This is a genomic window from Frankia sp. CeTa3Moorea (assembly GCF_978021225.1).
The window spans coordinates 7859-25000 of record NZ_CDXDOR010000073.1 but is presented as its reverse complement, the minus strand read 5'-3'; the positions used below and the strand labels follow the sequence as shown (position 1 = coordinate 25000).

The window sequence follows — 17142 nt, the reverse complement described above, 5'->3', positions numbered from 1 at the left end:
GGAGGTCAGGGGAGGCCTGGGATGCCGGGGGAGGCCTGGGCTGCCGCGAACCGCAGCCCGCGCTCGCCGGCGACGGCGGCGCTCGATCCGCCGGATGCCCCGAGGATCCAGACCTGCACGTTCGCGCCCTCACCGGGGTAGGTGCGCGCCTGGAGGCCGTCGGCCGAGCGATAGGTTCCGCGCAGCAGCGCGAGGACGTCGTCGATCTGCTCGGCGTAGTCCGGGGTGTAGGCGTTCGGCTGCTGCAGCAGCGACAGCATCAGCCCCAGCCGCGACGAGCCGAGCAGCCCGCGGAAGTCGTAGCGCTTGGGGATCAGCAGGCCGTTCTCGGCCCGCTGCTCGATGCTGTGGTCCGCCCCGTCGAGCCCGGCGGAGCAGGCCGCCGCCGCCGAGATCAGGCTTCGTTCGGCTGCCGGGTCGTTCACCGGCCCGCCGGGCCCGGGGGCCGGCCGGGCGAGCGTCCGATCCCGAGGTCGAGGCGGCCCGGGTGCAGGGCGTCGATGAGGCCGAACTCCTCAACCACCGACAGCGGGGTGCGGTGTCCGGCCTGCACCCCGGCCGACCCCAGCCGGATGGTCCTCGTCGCTCCGGCCACCAGGGCGATGGCGACGGCGGGGGAGACGCCGAGGACGCCGGGATTGAGGTGATGTTCCGCGAACCAGTAGCGTTCGTACCCGAACTCCTCCGCCCGCCGGGCCAGATCGACGGTGTTGCGCAGTGCTTCGCCGTTCGTGCCGCCATCACTGACCGGGACGAGGTCGAGGACGGCCAATGGGATCTCACTCATCGCGAACCTTTCAGGTCGGTCGGCTCGTCTCTCACTGGGGCGGTCCGGCGGCACCGTCGTCGGCGGGCCGGGGGCGCAGCGCCGCGCCGTCGAGGGTGGGGAGCGCGGCGAGCAGGCTGCGGGTGTACTCGTGGCGGGGGTTTGCGAACAGCTCCTCGACGTCCCCGGCTTCCACGACCTGCCCGTCCTTCATCACCAGGACCCGGTCGCTGACGTGGTAGATCACGCCGAGGTGATGGGAGATGAAGACGTAGGAGATCCCCAGCCGCGCCTGCAGATCGGCCAGCAGGTCGAGCACCTGCGCCTGGATGGAGACGTCGAGGGCGGAGACCGGCTCGTCGCAGATGATGACCCGCGGTCGCGGGGCGAGCGCCCGGGCGATCGCGACCCGTTGGCGCTGCCCCCCCGACAGCTGGCGCGGCCGGCGGTCGAGCACGCTCTCGTCCAGCCCGACCTGCTCGATCAGTTCGAGGACGCGGGCCCGGCGCGCGGCGCGGCGAACCCCCTGCACCGCCAGCGGCTCGCTGATGATCTTCTGGGCGGGGTGGCGGGGGTCGAATGAACTCAGCGGGTCCTGGTAGATCACCTGGATCCGCTGCCGCAGCCCGCGCCTGGTCCGCTCGTCGATCTCACGCCAGCTTGTGCCGTCGACGTCGACTGTGCCGGAGTCGGCCTGTTCGAGGTCCAGCAGTAGCCGGGCGGTCGTGGTCTTGCCCGACCCCGACTCGCCCACGATGCCGAGCTGCTTCGCAGCGGCCTGGATCTGGTCTGCGAGGGTGTCGCGCTGCTCCCGGGCGTACTGCTTGAGGAAGGGATGCGTGACGGTGAGGCGCGCGTCGTCCTTCGTCCGGTAGCCCTGGCCGTCCCGAGCGGTCCAGCCGGCCTCGTCGAGCAGCTGGTTGGCCTTTTTCGGGTTGAAGCCGTAGGACGACTCGATCGACTTGTCATAGCCGACGGTGGACGGCGACAGCGGGCCCTTCGCGGCCGGGAAGACGCCGAAGTACAGCTTGTCGACGATGGTCGCCCAGTCGATTCCCGCGCGGAAGGCCTCCCGGACCCGGACGTCGGCGAAGGGACCCTTGGCGGTGTTCGGGTAGTAGCTGTAGTTACCGCCCGGGGCCAACGCGGTCTGGAGCTGGAATCCGGGGGTCGACTTCAGCTGGCTCACGTTTACCGGCGGGACGCTGGCGATCGCGTCGATCTGGCCGCTGGTCAGCGCTCCGTAGCGGGACGAGTCCTCGGGGATGACTTTGATCGAGAGCGCCTCGAGATAGGCGGCGCCGGTGTGCTTCGCGGTGGCGGGCGCCCACTTGTAGCCGGGATTGCGGGTGTAGTCGATGCCCCTGCCCTTGACGTAACCGCCGGTGCTGATGAAGGGACCGCTGCCGACGATCTTCGTGCACAGCGCCGACGGCGGCTGCCTGAGCGTGCTCGGCGCTTCGATGCCCAGGTAGGCCGTCGCCAGGGTGGGCAGGAAGGCCGAGGTCGGCGCGCTGAAGTGGACATCGACGTGGGTCGGGTCGACGACCGTCGTCCCGGTGTAGCCCGTGATCGTTCCGGCGGCGAGCGTCAGGGGTACGCGTTTCCTGACGCCGAAGACCTTGCTGGACATCGGGTGTCGAGACTCCTTGTCGGGATGGCCGTCGGGCCGACCGTCGGCTGGCCGTCGGTGGTCGGGTGGTCGACGGCGTGCGGCAGGGCCAGCCGTCGGGGCCGTGCCGAGCAGGGCGGACGGTTGGTCGGCGGGACCGGACCGCCGTGGGCGGCGGTGTCAGCGACAGAGGCAGCTGGACGAACAGAGGCAGCTGGACGAACGGCGCAGGTCGATGGCTAGGCGGCGGGTCAGCCGCACCTGCCCGGACCCGCCCGCCCAGGGGCTGAGCACGTGGGCAACGGCTTGTGTCCCGCACCGGCATGCGAGCGTGAAGCGGCCACTGGCGTGGCGAGTCGCTCCCGACATCTCACAGCTCCCTCGGCTCGGGCCCGGGAGTACGGGCCCGCGCTTGCCGCACCCGGGGGCACGGCCGTGTCCTCATCCGGGGCACCCCTTCGCGAACGAGGGTTGCCGGTCAACAAGCCAGGGCTGAACGTTGGCGCTCGTGACAGCTCGGTCAACCATCAGCCAAGCGGCTGATCTGACAAACCTAGTAGGCAAACTTAGTGGGGTAAGTAGAGTTTGTCGATAGAGCTAGTGAAATATTGGGCTCTTCGCAGTGCGGCGGATGCCGAATCCGGTCAGTGCCCCTTGGCCGCGCGGAAGCCCTTCTCCAGGTCGGCCAGGATGTCGTCGACCCCCTCGATGCCGACCGACAGGCGGATCAGCTCCTCGCTCACCCCGCTGTTGGCCTGCTCGGCGGGGGTGAGCTGGGCGTGGGTCGTGGACGCCGGATGAATCGCCAGCGAGCGGACGTCCCCGACGTTGGCGAGATGGCTGTGCAGTTCGAGGGCCTCGATGAACGCCCGCCCGGCGGCGTCACCACCGCGGATACCGAAGGCCAGCACGGCGCCGGCACCATCGGGCAGGTAGCGCCGGGCCGCCGGATACCAGCGGCTCGACGCCAGGCCCGGGTAGGCGACCCAGATCACCTCGTCCCGCTCGGACAGCCACTGTGCCACCCGCAGCGCGCCCGCGCTGTGCCGCTCCATCCGTAGCGACAACGTCTCCATCCCCTGGAGCAGCAGGAAGGCGTTCATCGGGGACAGGGCCGGGCCCAGGTCGCGCAGCAGCCGCGCGCGGGCCCGCACGATGTAGGCGGTCTCTGGGAACGCGTCGAGGAAGACCAGGCCGTGGTAGGCCGGATCCGGTGCGGTGAACCGCGGATAACGGCCGTTGCCCCAGTCGAAACGCCCGCCGTCGACGATGACACCGCCGATCGACGTCCCGTGCCCGCCGATGAACTTGGTGGCGGAGTGCACCACGATGTCGGCGCCGTGTTCGAGAGGGCGGCTCAGGTACGGCGACGCCAGGGTGTTGTCCACGATCAGCGGTACCCCCGCGGCGTGCCCCACCTCGGCGATCCTGGCGACGTCGAGAACGTTCCCACGGGGGTTGCCGATGGTCTCGCCGTAGAGCGCGGCGGTGTTCGGCCGGATCGCCGCGCGCCAGGCGTCGAGGTCGTCCGGGTCGTCGACGAAGGTGGTCTCGATCCCGAACTCCGCCAGCGTGTTCCTGAACAGCGCGTACGTCCCGCCGTACAGCGAGGTCGACGACACCAGGTGCGCCCCGGCGGCGGCGAGGTTCAGCACCGCCAGGGACTGGGCGGCCTGGCCGCTGGCGGTCGCCAGGGCCGCGACCCCGCCCTCCAGATCCGCGATGCGCTGTTCGAAGACGTCCTGCGTGGGGTTGACGACCCGGGTGTAAGTGAAGCCGACCTCGGCCAGCGAGAACAGCTCGGCCGCGTGCCGCGTGTCGTCGAACACGAAGGAGGTCGTCTGGTAGATCGGCACGGCGCGCGCGCCGGTCGCCGGGTCCGGGGCGGCTCCGGCGTGGAGCTGCCGGGTCTCGAAGCTCCGACCCGGGGGGATCGTCGTCACAGGGCTTTTCCTTTGGGTCCTTTGGGGTGCTCGACGTCGGCCTCGACGTCGGCGTAGTAGCGCCGCGCCACCTCGGGATGGCTGCGTAGCCAGCTCTTGAGGGTGTTCACCCCGTGCTGGGCGAAGATCGGATTGTGCGGATCGGGCGGGGGCGCGTCGGTGATCTGCCGGAGCAGCTCGCCCGGCAGCGGAACCGGTTCCAGGGTGGCCGACAGCCGCGGCCCGAAGAAGAACGCCACGGACACCCGCTCGTGGCCCGATGGTGGGCTGACGACCCGGTGCACGGTCGCCCGGTAGTAGCGCCGCGTCGCCAGCTCGAACATCTCGCCGATGTTGACGACGAACGCGCCGGGTTCGGGGACCGCGTCGATCCAGCCGTCGGCCCCGTCCGCCACCTGCAGGCCGGCCGCCCCCACCGCCGGCTCACCCGGCTCGCCCGGCCCGCCGGCCGGGGCCCGCTCCGGGAGCACGCGGACGTGGTCCTGGAGGACGAACGTGAGGAAGCCGCCGTCCTTGTGCGCCCCGACTCCCTGGTCGTAGCCGGCTCCCTGGCCGTAGCCGTCGCCGAAGCCGGGCGGCGCCGGTCGGTACCGGATCAGCTTCAGGTGCGAGCGCGGCTCGTCGGCGAAGGTCCGGTCGAGGTGGTCGGCGGGCAGGCCCAGCGACTCGGCGAACGCCCGGACCAGCATCCGGCCCAGCCGGCCCAGCTCCGCCATGTAGGCGAGCACGGTGTCACGCACCTCGGGCAGGGCCGCGGGCCACTGGTTGGGACCGTCGAGGCGCAGGTAGACCGGATCGTCGGGGCCGAGGTCACGGGCCGGGCGCTCATCGGAGATGTCGATCTGTTCGCGGAGGTCGGGGCGGCCCCGGGTGATCTCGTGCCCGAGCCGGGTATACCCGCGGAAGTGCGGCGAGTGGATGTTCTCGATCTCCAGCTTCGACGCCTCGGGCAGCTGGAAGAACCGGCGGCTCACGTCGAGGATCGCGGTGGTGAGCGAGGCCGGGACGCCGTGTCCGGTCAGGTAGAAGAACCCCGGGCCGTGGCAGGCCTCGCGCAGGGCGGCGAGGAACTCACCTCGGTTCGTGGCGCCGGTCCGGAAGGGATCGATGTCGAGGGTGGGCAGCGTCCGGGCCGGGGCGAGCCGGTTCGCCTGGTGGGCGAAGCCGCCTGTCATCGTCGGAATCCTCCCTGCGCCGCGGGCCTCATGCCGGGTTCGCCTTGACGGCTCGCGCGGCTGCTCGACACCGCCGCGTTCCCGAGACCCGCCGCGCCCCGGGAGCGTCCGTGACGTTCGTCCGCCCGTCGCCTGTCCCGCGCCAGGGTAGCGCCGCTACGGCGCAGCCGTGGGAGAACTACGAGCTGTTCCGGCGGCTGTGGCGCTCCGACCGGTGACCCGGCGGGGCCGGTTCCGCGCTCACGGCCACGACCCCGCCGATGGCTACCGGAACCGAGCCTGTCCTACAGCCGACCCGGTAACTCCCATGAGCCCGGTAACTCCCTCTGGGTAGAGCCAGCGGAGTTAGCCGGCGAGGAGCTGGCGGGCCATGACGATGCGCTGGATCTGGTTGGTACCTTCGTAGATTTGGGTGATCTTCGCGTCCCGCATGAGCCGTTCGGCGGGGAAGTCCTGGGTGTAGCCGTAGCCGCCGAGTAGCTGTACGGCGTCGGTGGTCACCTGCATGGCGGTGTCCGACGCCAGACACTTGGCGGCGGCGCCGAAGAACGTGAGGTCGGCGTCCTCCCGCTCGGACTTGGCGGCGGCGACATACACCATCTGGCGCGCGGCCTCCAGCGCCATGGCCATGTCGGCAAGCATGAACTGGATCCCCTGGAAGTCCGCGATGCGCTTGCCGAACTGCTTGCGCTCCTTGACGTAGTCCAGGGCGAGGTCGAGTGCGCCCTGGGCGATGCCGATGGCTTGTGCACCGATGGTCACCCGAGTGTGGTCGAGAGTACGCAGTGCCAGCCGGAGGCCGTGACCGAGCTCCCCGATGAGACGGTCCTCGGGAATGCGACAGTCGTCGAAGAGCAGCTCGCGGGTCGGAGAGCCCTTGATGCCCAGCTTCTTCTCCGGGCTGCCGACGGAGAAGCCCGGGTCGGAGCTCTCCACGATGAAAGCGCTGATGTTGGCGCCGCGTCGGCCGTCGGGGTCGGTGACGGCGAGCACGGTGTAGTATTCGGAGATCCCCGCGTTGGTGATCCAGGACTTCTGCCCGGAGAGCACCCAGTGGTCGCCGTCGCGGACGGCGCGGGTCTTCATCGCAGCGGTGTCGGAGCCGGCCTCACGTTCGGAGAGGCCGTAGGAGAAGGCGGCCTCGCCGCGGGCCAGCGGTGGGAGGTATCGCTGTTTCAGGTCGTCGGTGCCGCCGAGGATGAGCGGGAGGCTGCCGAGCTTGTTCACGGCGGGGATCAGGGAGGAGGACGCGCAGACGCGGGCGACCTCCTCGATGACGATGCAGGTGGCGAGCGCGTCGGCGCCGACGCCGTCGTACTCGGCGGGGACGTGGGGCGCGTGGAAGTCGGAGGCCACCAGCGCGTCGTAGGCCTCCTGCGGGAACCGGCTGTGGGCGTCGACGTGGGCGGCGTACGGCGCGATCTTGTCGTAGGCCAGGGTGCGTACGGCGTCGCGCAGCTCGAGGTGCTCGTCGCTGAGTCGGTACAGGTCGAAGTCGGTGGCGGTCATGGGTTCCTCGCTCGCTAGGTCGCTTACCAGGGCGCTCAGTTACTTCAGTTACTAGGGCGCTCAGTAGGTGTAGAAGCCACGGCCGGTCTTGCGGCCCAGCAGGCCAGCGTCGACCATGCGGGCCAGCAGCGGCGGCGGCGCATAGAGGGGTTCCTTGAACTCCTCGTACAGCGACTCGGCCACCGCCTTGGTGGTGTCCAGCCCGATCAGGTCAGCCAGCGCCAGTGGTCCTTGCGGGTGGGCGGCACCACGGACCAGTCCCTGGTCGATGTCCTCGGCCGTGGCGAACCCGGACTCCAGCATCCGGATCGCCGAGAGCACGAACGGGATCAGCAGGGCGTTGACCACGAAGCCCGCTCGGTCCTGGCAGTCGATGGCGTGCTTGCCCAGATCGTCCTGCACGAACGCCCGCGCCCGCTCGGTCGTCTCCGGGCCGGTCAGCAGGCTCGGCACTAGCTCGACTAGGGACAGCACCGGGACCGGGTTGAAGAAGTGGATACCCAGGACGTGGGTGGGCCGTTCGGTGGCCACGGCGAGCTTCATGATCGGAATGGAGGAGGTGTTGGAGGCCAGCACCGCGTCCGGGTCCTTGACGACGTCGTTGAGTCGCTTGAACAGCGCGGACTTGGCGGTCTCGTCCTCGACGATCGCCTCCACCACGAGGCCGCGGTCGGCCAGGGCCTCGATGTCCTCGACGACCTGGATGCGTGCGAGCACCTCCGCGGCGCTGGCCACCTTGCCGCGGCTCTCCGCGCGGGACAGTGATGTCTCCAGACGCTGCCGTCCCGCGGCCACGGCGGGCGTGGTCATCTCCACGACGACCACGTCCTTGCCGGCGCGGGCGCAGACCTCGGCGATCCCGGCACCCATCAGGCCACAGCCGACGACACCGACCTTGTTGATGGCGTTCACCTGGCTCCTCCTCCACGGTGTTGGTACGCAGTATCATAGTTGTGGAACTACGTACCACCAAGTAATTTCGGTGCCGTGGAGCAGCAGCCGGCCCGCTTGGCCAAGGACAGGCTCGTCGCGGCGGCGTTCGAGCTTTTCGAGGAGCGTGGCTTCGAGGGCACGACGGTCGACGACATCGCGCAACGCGCGGGCGTCGGTCGGACGACGTTCTTCCGGATCTACCGGTCCAAGGAGGACGTGATCTTTCCTGAGCACGACGTGCTGCTCGGCCACATCGAAGCCCGGCTCGCGACCGCCGCTCCAGAGACCCGCGGGCTCGCTCTCGCGGAGGCCGCCCGCATCGTGTTGCAGCACTACCTCGCCGAGGGCGAGCTCGCGCGCGCCCGCTACCGCCTGACCAGCACCGTCCCTGTACTCCGCGCCCGCGAGGTGGCCGGCATCCGGCAGTATCAGCGCCTGTTCGCCAGGTTCCTGCGCGACTGGATGGGCAACGAGCCCGACGGCGCCCTGCGTGCCGAGCTGGTGTCCGCGGCCATCGTCACCGCCCACAACCATGTGCTCCGACGCTGGCTCCGAGGCGAGACCACCTCCCCCGGCGAGGAGTTCAACCGTGCGATGGAGGTGGCGCTCGAGCATCTCGAAACACCTGCCGAAGCCGGGACAGCCGTCGTCGTATTCCGCACCTCCGCCGGCGTGGACGCCGTGGTCACCCGGCTGCGTCGGGCACTTGAAGAGGAACAGCGGCGCCCCTTGAGCTAGCGAGGGTGTCTGAAAAGGATGCCGGCGGACCTACTTCGCGGTACTGGTCACGGAAGGGGACGGCCGGACCGCGCCGGGGAACGGTGGCGATCGACCGAAGGGCAGGATGGGCACACGGTCCGGGGCGGACACCGCCCGCCCCGGCCGTTCTGTTCGTTGCCCCGCTCGGTCCGTTACCCTGCTACCCCATCCGAAGCTGGAGATCGTCTTGTCCCACCCCGAGGAAGCGGTGATTCTCATCGTCCCGGCGTCCCGGCGGCTGCCATGACCGGACGCGAACCCTTCCGCGGCGCGGTCCTCGACGCGGTGCTGGAACGGATCACCTATGCCAACGAGGAGACCGGCTACACGGTCGCGCGGGTCGACACCGGGCGCGGCGGCGACCTGGTGACCGTCGTTGGGGCGTTGCTCGGCGCGCAGCCGGGGGAGTCGCTACGGATGCGGGGGCGATGGGGCTCGCACCCGCAGTACGGCCGCCAGTTCCAGGTCGAGGATTACACGACCGTGCTGCCGGCGACCGTCCAGGGCGTGCAGCGCTATCTCGGCTCGGGCCTCATCAAGGGCATCGGTCCGCGCCTGGCCGAACGCATCGTCGAGCATTTCGGGGTCGCGGCGCTGGACGTCATCGAAAAGGAGCCGGAACGGCTCATCGAGGTGCCGAAGCTCGGCCCGAAGCGTACCAGGGCGATCGCCGAGGCGTGGGAGGAACAGAAGGCCATCAAGGAGGTGATGGTCTTTCTTCAGGGGGTGGGTGTGTCCACCTCGCTGGCGGTGCGGATCTACAAACAGTACGGGGACGCGTCGATCGGTGTGGTGCGCAATGAGCCCTACCGGCTGGCCACGGACGTCTGGGGCATCGGGTTCCGCACCGCGGACACCATCGCGAAGGCGGTGGGGATTCCGCATGACAGTCCGCAGCGGATCAAGGCTGGCCTGCTGTTCACGCTGTCCGAGGCCACCGACGGCGGTGGCCACTGCTTTCTGCCCGAACCCCGGCTCATCAGCGACGCCGTGCAGATTCTCCAGGTCGACACCGGCGACGTCATCGAGTGCCTGGGGGAGCTGGTCGCCGAGGACGGGGTCGTCCGGGAGGAGGTTCCGAGCGAGGATCCGGCGACGCCGACGGCCGCGATCTACCTGGTGCCCTTCCACCGGGCCGAGATCTCCGTCGCCGGCCAGTTGCGCCGCCTGCTGAACACCGGCGCGGACCGGTTGGCCGCCTTCGTCTCGGTGGACTGGGACCGGGCGTTGGGCTGGCTGCGGGAGCGGACCGGGGTCGAGCTCGCGCCGGCACAGCGCGATGCGGTGCAGCTTGCCCTGACGTCCAAGGTCGCCGTGCTGACGGGCGGACCGGGCTGCGGCAAGAGTTTCACCGTCCGCTCCATCGTGACGCTCGCGCTGGCCCGGCAGGCGAAGGTGATCCTCGCCGCGCCGACCGGCCGGGCCGCGAAGCGGCTGACCGAGCTGACCGGGCACGAGGCATCGACGGTGCACCGGCTACTGGAGCTGCGGCCGGGCGGTGACGCCGCCTTCGACCGGGACCGCCCGCTCGACGCCGACCTGATCGTCGTCGACGAGGCGTCGATGGTCGACCTGCTGCTGGCGAACAAGCTTGCCAAGGCGGTTCCGCCCGGCGCGCATCTGCTGCTGGTCGGCGACGTCGACCAGCTGCCATCGGTCGGTGCCGGCCAGGTGCTGCGCGACCTGCTCGCCGAGGGGACGCCGATCCCGCATGTCCGGCTCACCCAGGTCTTCCGAGCAGCGACCGAGTCCGGGGTGGTGACCAACGCGCACCGCATCAACCGCGGCGACTATCCGCTGGTCCGGGGACTGCCCGACTTCTTCCTGTTCGCCGCCGAGGAGGCGGAGGAGGCGGCGAAGATCACCGCGGAGGTGGTCGCCCGGCGGATCCCGGCGAAGTTCGGGCTCGATCCGCGCCGGGACGTGCAGGTGCTGACCCCGATGCACCGCGGCCCGGCGGGGGCCGGCGCGCTGAACACCCTGCTGCAGGAGGCCCTGACGCCGTCCCGCCCGAACGTGGCCGAGCGGCGCTTTGGCAGCCGGACGTTCCGGGTCGGCGACAAGGTCACGCAGGTGCGCAACAACTACGACAAGGGCGCGAGCGGGGTCTTCAACGGCACTCTCGGCGTGGTCACCGCGCTGAATGTGGAAAACCAGACGCTCACCATCCGGACCGACGAGGACGAGGACATCGACTACGACTTCGGGGAGCTCGACGAGCTGACCCACGCCTACGCGGTGACGATCCACCGCTCCCAGGGCAGTGAGTACCCCGCGGTCGTCATCCCGCTCACCACCAGCGCCTGGATGATGCTGCAACGCAACCTGCTCTACACGGCCGTCACCCGGGCGAAGACGCTGGTCGTGCTGGTGGGGTCCCGCCGGGCGATCGGCCAGGCGGTGCGGGCCGCCGGTCACGGCCAGCGGCACACCGCGCTCGACCACCGGCTGCGTAGCGGGTGAACGGTGAGCACCGTATATCACCAGATACCAGATACCACCCGTTCGCAACGGTAATGGCGACACGGTCAGCTCGACGCCGCCACGCCCACGCTCGCGCTGGTTGCCGCGGCTATGACCGCCGCCTCCGCTTCCGCGAGGACCTTCTTGACGATCGGTCGGCCTCCCGACCGCTATGAACCATGTCATATCTACCGCTGACGTTAGATGGAGACGCTACCTTCGTGCGGTGACGACTTCCGACACCGCCGCCGGCATCCTGCCGCTCGGGGCCGACGAGGTCCTGGCCCGGCCCGGTCCGGACAACTACAAGTGGATCGCGCTGTCGAACGCGACCATCGGCATCCTGATGGTGACGATCAACAGTTCGATTCTTCTCATCGCCCTTCCGGACATCTTCCGGGGAATCGAGATAGACCCGCTCGCACCGGAGAACACCTCGTACTTCCTCTGGATCATGATGGGATTCTTGCTGGTCACCTCGGTGCTCGTGGTGAGTCTGGGGCGGGTCGGCGACATGTTCGGCCGGGTGCGGATGTATAACCTCGGCTTCGCGATCTTCACGCTGTTCTCGATCCTGCTCGCCGTCACCTGGATGCATGGCACGGCAGCCGCCTGGTGGATCATTATCATGCGGGTGCTGCAGGGCGTGGGCGGTGCCTTCCTCGTCGCCAACTCCAGCGCGATCATCACTGACGCCTTCCCGGCGAACGAACGCGGGCTCGCCCTGGGGGTCAACGGCGTCGCGGCGATCGTCGGATCATTTCTGGGGCTGTTGATCGGAGGTTTGCTGGCGCCGGTCGAATGGCATCTGGTCTTTCTTGTCTCGGTGCCGTTCGGCATCTTCGGGACGGCCTGGGCCTACCTGAAGCTGCGCGACAACGGGGCGCGCACCCAGGTCCGGATCGACTGGGCCGGCAACATCACGTTCGCGGTCGGCCTCATCGCGATCCTGACCGGCATCGTCTACGGGCTGCAGCCCTATGGCGGTCACACGATGGGCTGGACCAAGCCGTTCGTGCTGAGCTGCCTGTTCGGCGGTCTCGCGGTGCTGATCGGCTTCGTCGTCATCGAGCTGCGCTCCGCCGACCCGATGTTCCGCCTGGACCTGTTCCGGAGCCGGACCTTCACCATGGGCAGCATCGCGGCCCTGCTCGGCGCGCTCGCCCGTGGTGGTCTGCAGTTCATATTGATCATCTGGCTGCAGGGGATCTGGTTGCCGCTGCCTGGCTACAGCTTCGAGAAGACCCCGCTGTGGGCCGGCATCTACCTGATTCCGGTGACCGTCGGATTCCTGGTGGCGGGGCCGCTGGCCGGCCGGTTCGCCGACCGCTACGGTGCGCGTCCGTTCGCCACCCTGGGGCTGGTGATCACGGCGGTGGCGTTCCTGCTGTTCGACGCCATTCCCATCGACTTCGACTATCCGTGGTTCGCGCTGATCCTGTTGCTGATGGGCCTGTCCATGGGCCTGTTCGCGGGGCCGAACACCAGCAGCGTGATGAACACGCTGCCGCCCAACCAGCGTGGTGCCGGTGCCGGCATGCTCAACACGTTCCAGAACTCGGCCAGCGTGCTGTCCATCGGTGTCTTCTTCACCATCATCGCGCTCGGGCTGGCCGCCAGCCTTCCGGACGCCATGTACTCCGGGCTTGTCGGGCAGGGCGTCTCCCCGGCGAAGGCGCACGAGCTGGCGGACCTGCCGCCGATCGGCAGCCTGTTCGCCGCATTCCTCGGGTACAACCCCACCGAGCGACTGCTCGGCCTGGACACCCTGTCGCAGCTCGACCCGGCGAAGGCCGACTTCCTCACCGGGCACACCTTCTTCCCGAACCTCATCTCCGGGCCGTTCGGTGACGGTTTGCGCCTCGCCTTCGCCTTCGCCGCCGTCGTCTGCCTGGTCGCCGCGGGCTTCTCCTGGCTGCGCGGGAAGGACCGGCCGCACGTGCGCCGTCCACTGCTCGAAGAGACGGCCGAGGGGCTGGCCGGCGCGGGCGACATCGCGGCGATGGAGGACGGTGCCGGGAGTGCTCTTCCGAGCAGCCCCCTGGTCGCCGAGCGATAGGCCGCGGGATAGGCCGAGCGCGGGACAGGCCGAGCGGGAGAAAGGCCCCGACGTCGATGATCAGATCCGCCGATGGCGTCATGCGGGACAATCGCCTGGTGCGGGACGGCGACGCAGCCAAGAGCGCGGCCAGGGACGCGGCCAAGGACGCGGCTCGTGACCTGCGCGGGATCGGTCAGGCCGCGCAGGAGTTGGGCGTCTCGGTGCGGGCCCTGCGGTACTACCAGGAGGTGGGGCTGCTCACCCCGTCTGGGCGCACCCTGGGCGGGAACCGGCTGTACGCGGATTCCGACCTCGCCCGGGTGCGGCGCATCCGCGAGCTGCAGACGCTGCTCGGCTTCAACCTGGACGAGATCCGCACGATCCTCGCCTACGAGGATCGTCTCGCCCAGGTCCGGCAGGAGTACCACGTGGCGTCCGACGACGCGGACCGCATCCGGCTGCTGACCGAGGGCACGTCGGCCTACCGGAGGCTCCGTGTCGAGATCGACGAGAAAATCAGCCGGCTGGTGGCCTGCCGTGACGAGATCGACGAACGGATTGAGCGGGCGGACCGGCTGGCCAAGGGGGTCGCCGACAGCTCCCAGTGATCACCCGATCGTCGGTTGGGCCGGCGTGCCGGGTCGGTCCGGGAACCTCGACCGCCAGGAGCGCCACATCGTCGTTCAGCGTCGATCGCGTCCAGTCCCGGACCCGGTCGGCGAGATCGGTCAGCGCCTCGTCGAGTGACGCGTGGGCGAACGCGGCCTCGACCGCGGGTAGTAGGGGAAAGAAGGCGCCGGTCGTGGGGGCGCGTGCCTCGGTGATGCCGTCGGTATAGAGCAGCAGGCGATCCCCCGCCCGCAGCGCGGCGTCCGTCACGTTGCTCCCGTCCATGATCAGCCCGAGCGGTGGCAGCCTGGACGAGACGGTGAGCAGATCCGCCTGCCCGGCACGAACGAGAACGGGATCGGGATGTCCCGCGTTCGCCAGCGTCAGACGGCTGCCGTCGACCTGCCCGACGACCGCGGTGACGAAGTCGTCCAGGCCGCTGACATCGGCGACCTCCGCGTCGAGGTTCGCCAGCAGATCGCGCAGGTCGCCCGTGTGTCGACTCATTAGCCGGAAGCAGCTGAGCACCCGGCTCGCGATCCGCACGGCGTCGAGCCCCTTGCCCCGTACGTCACCAATGAGCAGGCGGGTTCCCCACGGGCTGTCGACGACCTCGTACAGATCCCCACCGATCATGGCCTCCACGGTGGCACTCTCGTAGCGGACGGCGAACCGCAGCCCCCCGGACGACGACGGGACGGGACTGAGGATCGTCTGCTGCGCCACCTCGGCCACCCGAGTGACGTTCTGCAGCTTCGTCTCGCGTCGGATGTTGTACCGGCTGACCAGGACGGCCATCACTCCGCCGGCCGTGACCCCGACCAACCGGACCACCTGGGCCGTCGGGCCACCGCCGCTCCGGCCGAACAGGTCATTGTGCAGACTCAGCAGGATGCCCGCCAGGATCGCCGCCACCCCGTAGCCGGCGGTCAGCCGGGGGCCGGCGAACGTGGCCGCGAGCATGGGGCTCAGAATCGCGAGTCCGAGCATGTTCCATCCCGGGTTGCTCAGGTGCAGTCCGACCACCAGGGCGAGTATGAGCAACGGGGCGATCGGGGCGAACCAGCGCAGCACCCTCAGCACCGCACCCTCAGCACCCCCGGGAGATCCGTCCGGGGATCTCGCCTTGGGTAGGCCGCATGGTTGTCTGTCTACCCGCGAGCGGTCCGGACCGAACCCGCCGAAGTCCTGCTTCCAGGGGTCCTCACCAGCCAGCGCGGTCGGTTCTCCCGCCGATCAGGTCGGTGCCTCCTCATACACTGGCCCACATGACCACGCCTGGTATCCGTCTTGATCTGCCGACGACGTACGCGCCGTCGTCGGTAGAGTCCGGGCTGTACCGGCGCTGGATCGAGCAGGGTGTCTTCACTCCCACCGGCGCGCCCGGGCGTCCGCCGTACTGCATCGTCATCCCGCCGCCCAATGTCACCGGTTCGCTGCACATGGGCCACGCCTTCCAGCACACGCTCATGGACGCGCTGACCCGGCGGCGGCGGATGCAGGGCTACGACGTGCTGTGGCTGCCCGGCACGGACCACGCCGGCATCGCGACCCAGAACGTCGTCGAGCGGGCGCTGGCGCGGGAGGGCAGGAGCCGGCACGATCTCGGGCGCAAGGCGTTCGTCGAGCGCGTGTGGGCGTGGAAGGAGTCCTACGGCGGCACTATCGGCGAGCAGATGCGCCGCCTCGGGGCCGGCGTCGACTGGACCCGCGAGCGGTTCACGATGGACGAGGGCCTGTGCCGGGCCGTGCGCACCATGTTCGCCCGCCTGTACCACGACGGGCTCATCTACCGGGCAGAACGGATCATCAACTGGTGCCCCCGTTGCCTGACCGCCCTGTCGGACATCGAGGTCGACGCGTTCGAGGAGGAGGGCGAGCTCGTCTCGATCTCCTACGGCCCGGTGACGGTGGCGACCACCCGGGTGGAGACGATGCTCGGTGACACGGCGGTGGCCGTGCACCCGGGCGACGAGCGGTACGCGCATCTCGTCGGCACCGAGATCGAGCTTCCGCTGACGGGCCGGCGGATCCCGATCATCGCCGACGAGCACGTCGATCCCGCCTTCGGTACCGGCGCGGTGAAGGTCACCCCCGCCCATGATCCGAACGATTTCGAGATCGGCCGGCGGCACGGCCTGCCGAGCCTGACTGTGATGGACGAGCGCGGCATCATCATCGCCCACGGCCCCTTCCAGGGGCTCGACCGGTTCGAGGCGCGCAGCACGATCACCGCGGCACTGCGGGCGGAGGGGCGCATCGTCGCGGAGCGGCGGCCCTACCTCCACGCCGTTCCGCACTGTGACCGGTGCCAGACGGTCGTCGAACCCCGGCTGTCCCTGCAGTGGTTCGTCGCGGTCGCCACGCTGGCCCGCGCCGCCGGGGACATGGTCCGTGACGGTCGGACCACGATCAGCCCGCCGGAGCTCGCCGGGCGGTTCTTCGGCTGGGTTGACGACATGCATGACTGGTGCATCAGCCGCCAGCTGTGGTGGGGCCATCGCATCCCGGTCTGGTACTGCTCGGACGGGCACGTCACCGTGCCGCCCGCCGGGGACGAGATGCTCGATCCCGACCGTTGCGGAACCTGCGGCGCCACCGGCATTCGCCAGGACGTCGACGTGCTCGACACCTGGTTCTCGTCCGGGCTGTGGCCGTTCTCCACGCTGGGCTGGCCGCAGGACACGGCGGATCTGCGCCGTTTCTATCCCACCGCCGTCCTGCTCACCGGATACGACATCATTTTCTTCTGGGTCGCCCGGATGATGATGCTCGCCTCCTACACGATGCCTGACGTGCCCTTCCGGACAGTGGCGCTGACCGGGCTCATCCGGGACGCGCACGGCAAGAAAATGAGCAAGAGCTGGGGAAACGCGATCGACCCGCTGGCGCTCATCGATTCCCACGGCGCGGATGCGCTGCGTTTCACCCTGGCCCGGGGAGCCAATCCCGGGGCCGACGTCCCGCTGTCCGAGGATGCGGTGGACGCCAGCCGCAACTTCGTCAACAAGCTCTGGAACGCCACCCGTTTCGCGCTGATGAACGGCGCCGACCCGACCGCGGACCCGTTCGCCGGCGGGCCGCTGTCCGCCGCGGACCGGTGGATTCTCTCCCGGCTGCGGGCCGTGGTGGCCGACGTCGACACTTACTACGAACAGTTCGAGTTCGCCAGGGCCTGCGAGACGCTCTTCCATGTCGCCCGGGACGAGCTCTTCGACTGGTACCTCGAACTGGCCAAGATCCCGCTGCGGGCGGGTGGCCCGGCGGCGGACCCGGCCCGGGCCGTGCTGGGCCACTGCTTCGACGTCCTGCTGCGCCTGCTGCATCCGGTC

Annotated in this window: 13 protein-coding genes and 1 riboswitch; of the genes, 5 read left to right on the top strand and 8 right to left on the bottom strand. The window is 69.6% G+C overall.

The window, feature by feature from the left end; genetic code table 11:
* Positions 1-5: 5 nt before the first annotated feature.
* From AC08OV_RS14305 to AC08OV_RS14275, 7 genes are all read right to left on the bottom strand, one after another.
* Positions 6-425: a hypothetical protein gene (locus tag AC08OV_RS14305; protein WP_476619773.1), complete on the bottom strand. Its 420-nt coding sequence runs from the start codon at positions 423-425 to the stop codon at positions 6-8.
* Positions 422-787 carry an LLM class flavin-dependent oxidoreductase gene (locus AC08OV_RS14300; RefSeq protein ID WP_476616223.1) on the bottom strand — a complete coding sequence of 122 codons (366 nt, stop codon included), beginning with the start codon at positions 785-787 and terminating at the stop codon, positions 422-424. Before AC08OV_RS14300 ends, AC08OV_RS14305 begins: the two co-directional genes overlap by 4 nt.
* Before the next feature lie 31 nt (positions 788-818).
* Positions 819-2399, bottom strand: coding sequence for an ABC transporter substrate-binding protein (locus tag AC08OV_RS14295; RefSeq protein ID WP_476616224.1), 1581 nt, complete (start codon positions 2397-2399; stop codon positions 819-821).
* A gap of 382 nt (positions 2400-2781) precedes the next feature.
* A riboswitch (SAM riboswitch) is annotated at positions 2782-2892 on the bottom strand.
* A 130-nt stretch (positions 2893-3022) separates the two neighbouring features.
* The gene (locus tag AC08OV_RS14290; RefSeq protein ID WP_476613006.1) at positions 3023-4321 is read right to left on the bottom strand and encodes a bifunctional o-acetylhomoserine/o-acetylserine sulfhydrylase; all 1299 of its coding nucleotides are present in this window, start codon (positions 4319-4321) and stop codon (positions 3023-3025) included.
* Positions 4318-5496 carry an isopenicillin N synthase family dioxygenase gene (locus tag AC08OV_RS14285; RefSeq protein WP_476613007.1) on the bottom strand — a complete coding sequence of 393 codons (1179 nt, stop codon included), beginning with the start codon at positions 5494-5496 and terminating at the stop codon, positions 4318-4320. Before AC08OV_RS14285 ends, AC08OV_RS14290 begins: the two co-directional genes overlap by 4 nt.
* A 345-nt stretch (positions 5497-5841) precedes the next feature.
* Positions 5842-7005: an acyl-CoA dehydrogenase family protein gene (locus AC08OV_RS14280; protein WP_476613008.1), complete on the bottom strand. Its 1164-nt coding sequence runs from the start codon at positions 7003-7005 to the stop codon at positions 5842-5844.
* A gap of 60 nt (positions 7006-7065) precedes the next feature.
* Positions 7066-7917, bottom strand: a complete 852-nt coding sequence (locus AC08OV_RS14275; RefSeq protein ID WP_476613009.1) for a 3-hydroxybutyryl-CoA dehydrogenase — start codon at positions 7915-7917, stop codon at positions 7066-7068.
* 39 nt (positions 7918-7956) lie between these two features.
* Here AC08OV_RS14275 and AC08OV_RS14270 point away from each other — a divergent pair, with 39 nt between their 5' ends.
* The 4 genes from AC08OV_RS14270 to AC08OV_RS14255 all read left to right on the top strand — a co-directional run bounded on the left by AC08OV_RS14270 (position 7957) and on the right by AC08OV_RS14255 (position 13809).
* Positions 7957-8676, top strand: a complete 720-nt coding sequence (locus AC08OV_RS14270; protein ID WP_476619772.1) for a TetR family transcriptional regulator — start codon at positions 7957-7959, stop codon at positions 8674-8676.
* Positions 8677-8940: 264 nt separating this feature from the next.
* The gene (gene recD2 / locus AC08OV_RS14265; RefSeq protein WP_476613011.1) at positions 8941-11160 is read left to right on the top strand and encodes an SF1B family DNA helicase RecD2; all 2220 of its coding nucleotides are present in this window, start codon (positions 8941-8943) and stop codon (positions 11158-11160) included.
* Between the two features lie 226 nt (positions 11161-11386).
* On the top strand, positions 11387-13219 hold the full coding sequence (locus AC08OV_RS14260) for an MFS transporter (RefSeq protein ID WP_476613012.1): 1833 nt from the start codon (positions 11387-11389) through the stop codon (positions 13217-13219).
* Positions 13220-13299: 80 nt separating this feature from the next.
* The gene (locus AC08OV_RS14255; RefSeq protein ID WP_476613013.1) at positions 13300-13809 is read left to right on the top strand and encodes a MerR family transcriptional regulator; all 510 of its coding nucleotides are present in this window, start codon (positions 13300-13302) and stop codon (positions 13807-13809) included.
* On the opposite strand, the gene AC08OV_RS14250 is transcribed toward AC08OV_RS14255, so the two are convergent.
* The gene (locus AC08OV_RS14250) at positions 13718-14893 is read right to left on the bottom strand and encodes a PP2C family protein-serine/threonine phosphatase (protein WP_476613014.1); all 1176 of its coding nucleotides are present in this window, start codon (positions 14891-14893) and stop codon (positions 13718-13720) included. The genes AC08OV_RS14255 and AC08OV_RS14250 overlap by 92 nt on opposite strands.
* A 185-nt stretch (positions 14894-15078) precedes the next feature.
* On the opposite strand from AC08OV_RS14250, the gene AC08OV_RS14245 reads away from it, so the two are divergent.
* Positions 15079-17142: valine--tRNA ligase (locus AC08OV_RS14245; RefSeq protein WP_476619771.1), on the top strand; the 2064-nt coding region annotated here is incomplete at its 3' end.

Coding starts and splice junctions, on each gene's coding strand:
- AC08OV_RS14295 (WP_476616224.1), bottom strand. CDS start 2,399: ATGTCCAGCAAGGTCTTCGGCGTCAGGAAACGCGTACCCCTGACGCTC.
- AC08OV_RS14285 (WP_476613007.1), bottom strand. CDS start 5,496: ATGACAGGCGGCTTCGCCCACCAGGCGAACCGGCTCGCCCCGGCCCGG.
- AC08OV_RS14255 (WP_476613013.1), top strand. CDS start 13,300: ATGCGGGACAATCGCCTGGTGCGGGACGGCGACGCAGCCAAGAGCGCG.
- recD2 (WP_476613011.1), top strand. CDS start 8,941: ATGACCGGACGCGAACCCTTCCGCGGCGCGGTCCTCGACGCGGTGCTG.
- AC08OV_RS14300 (WP_476616223.1), bottom strand. CDS start 787: ATGAGTGAGATCCCATTGGCCGTCCTCGACCTCGTCCCGGTCAGTGAT.
- AC08OV_RS14280 (WP_476613008.1), bottom strand. CDS start 7,005: ATGACCGCCACCGACTTCGACCTGTACCGACTCAGCGACGAGCACCTC.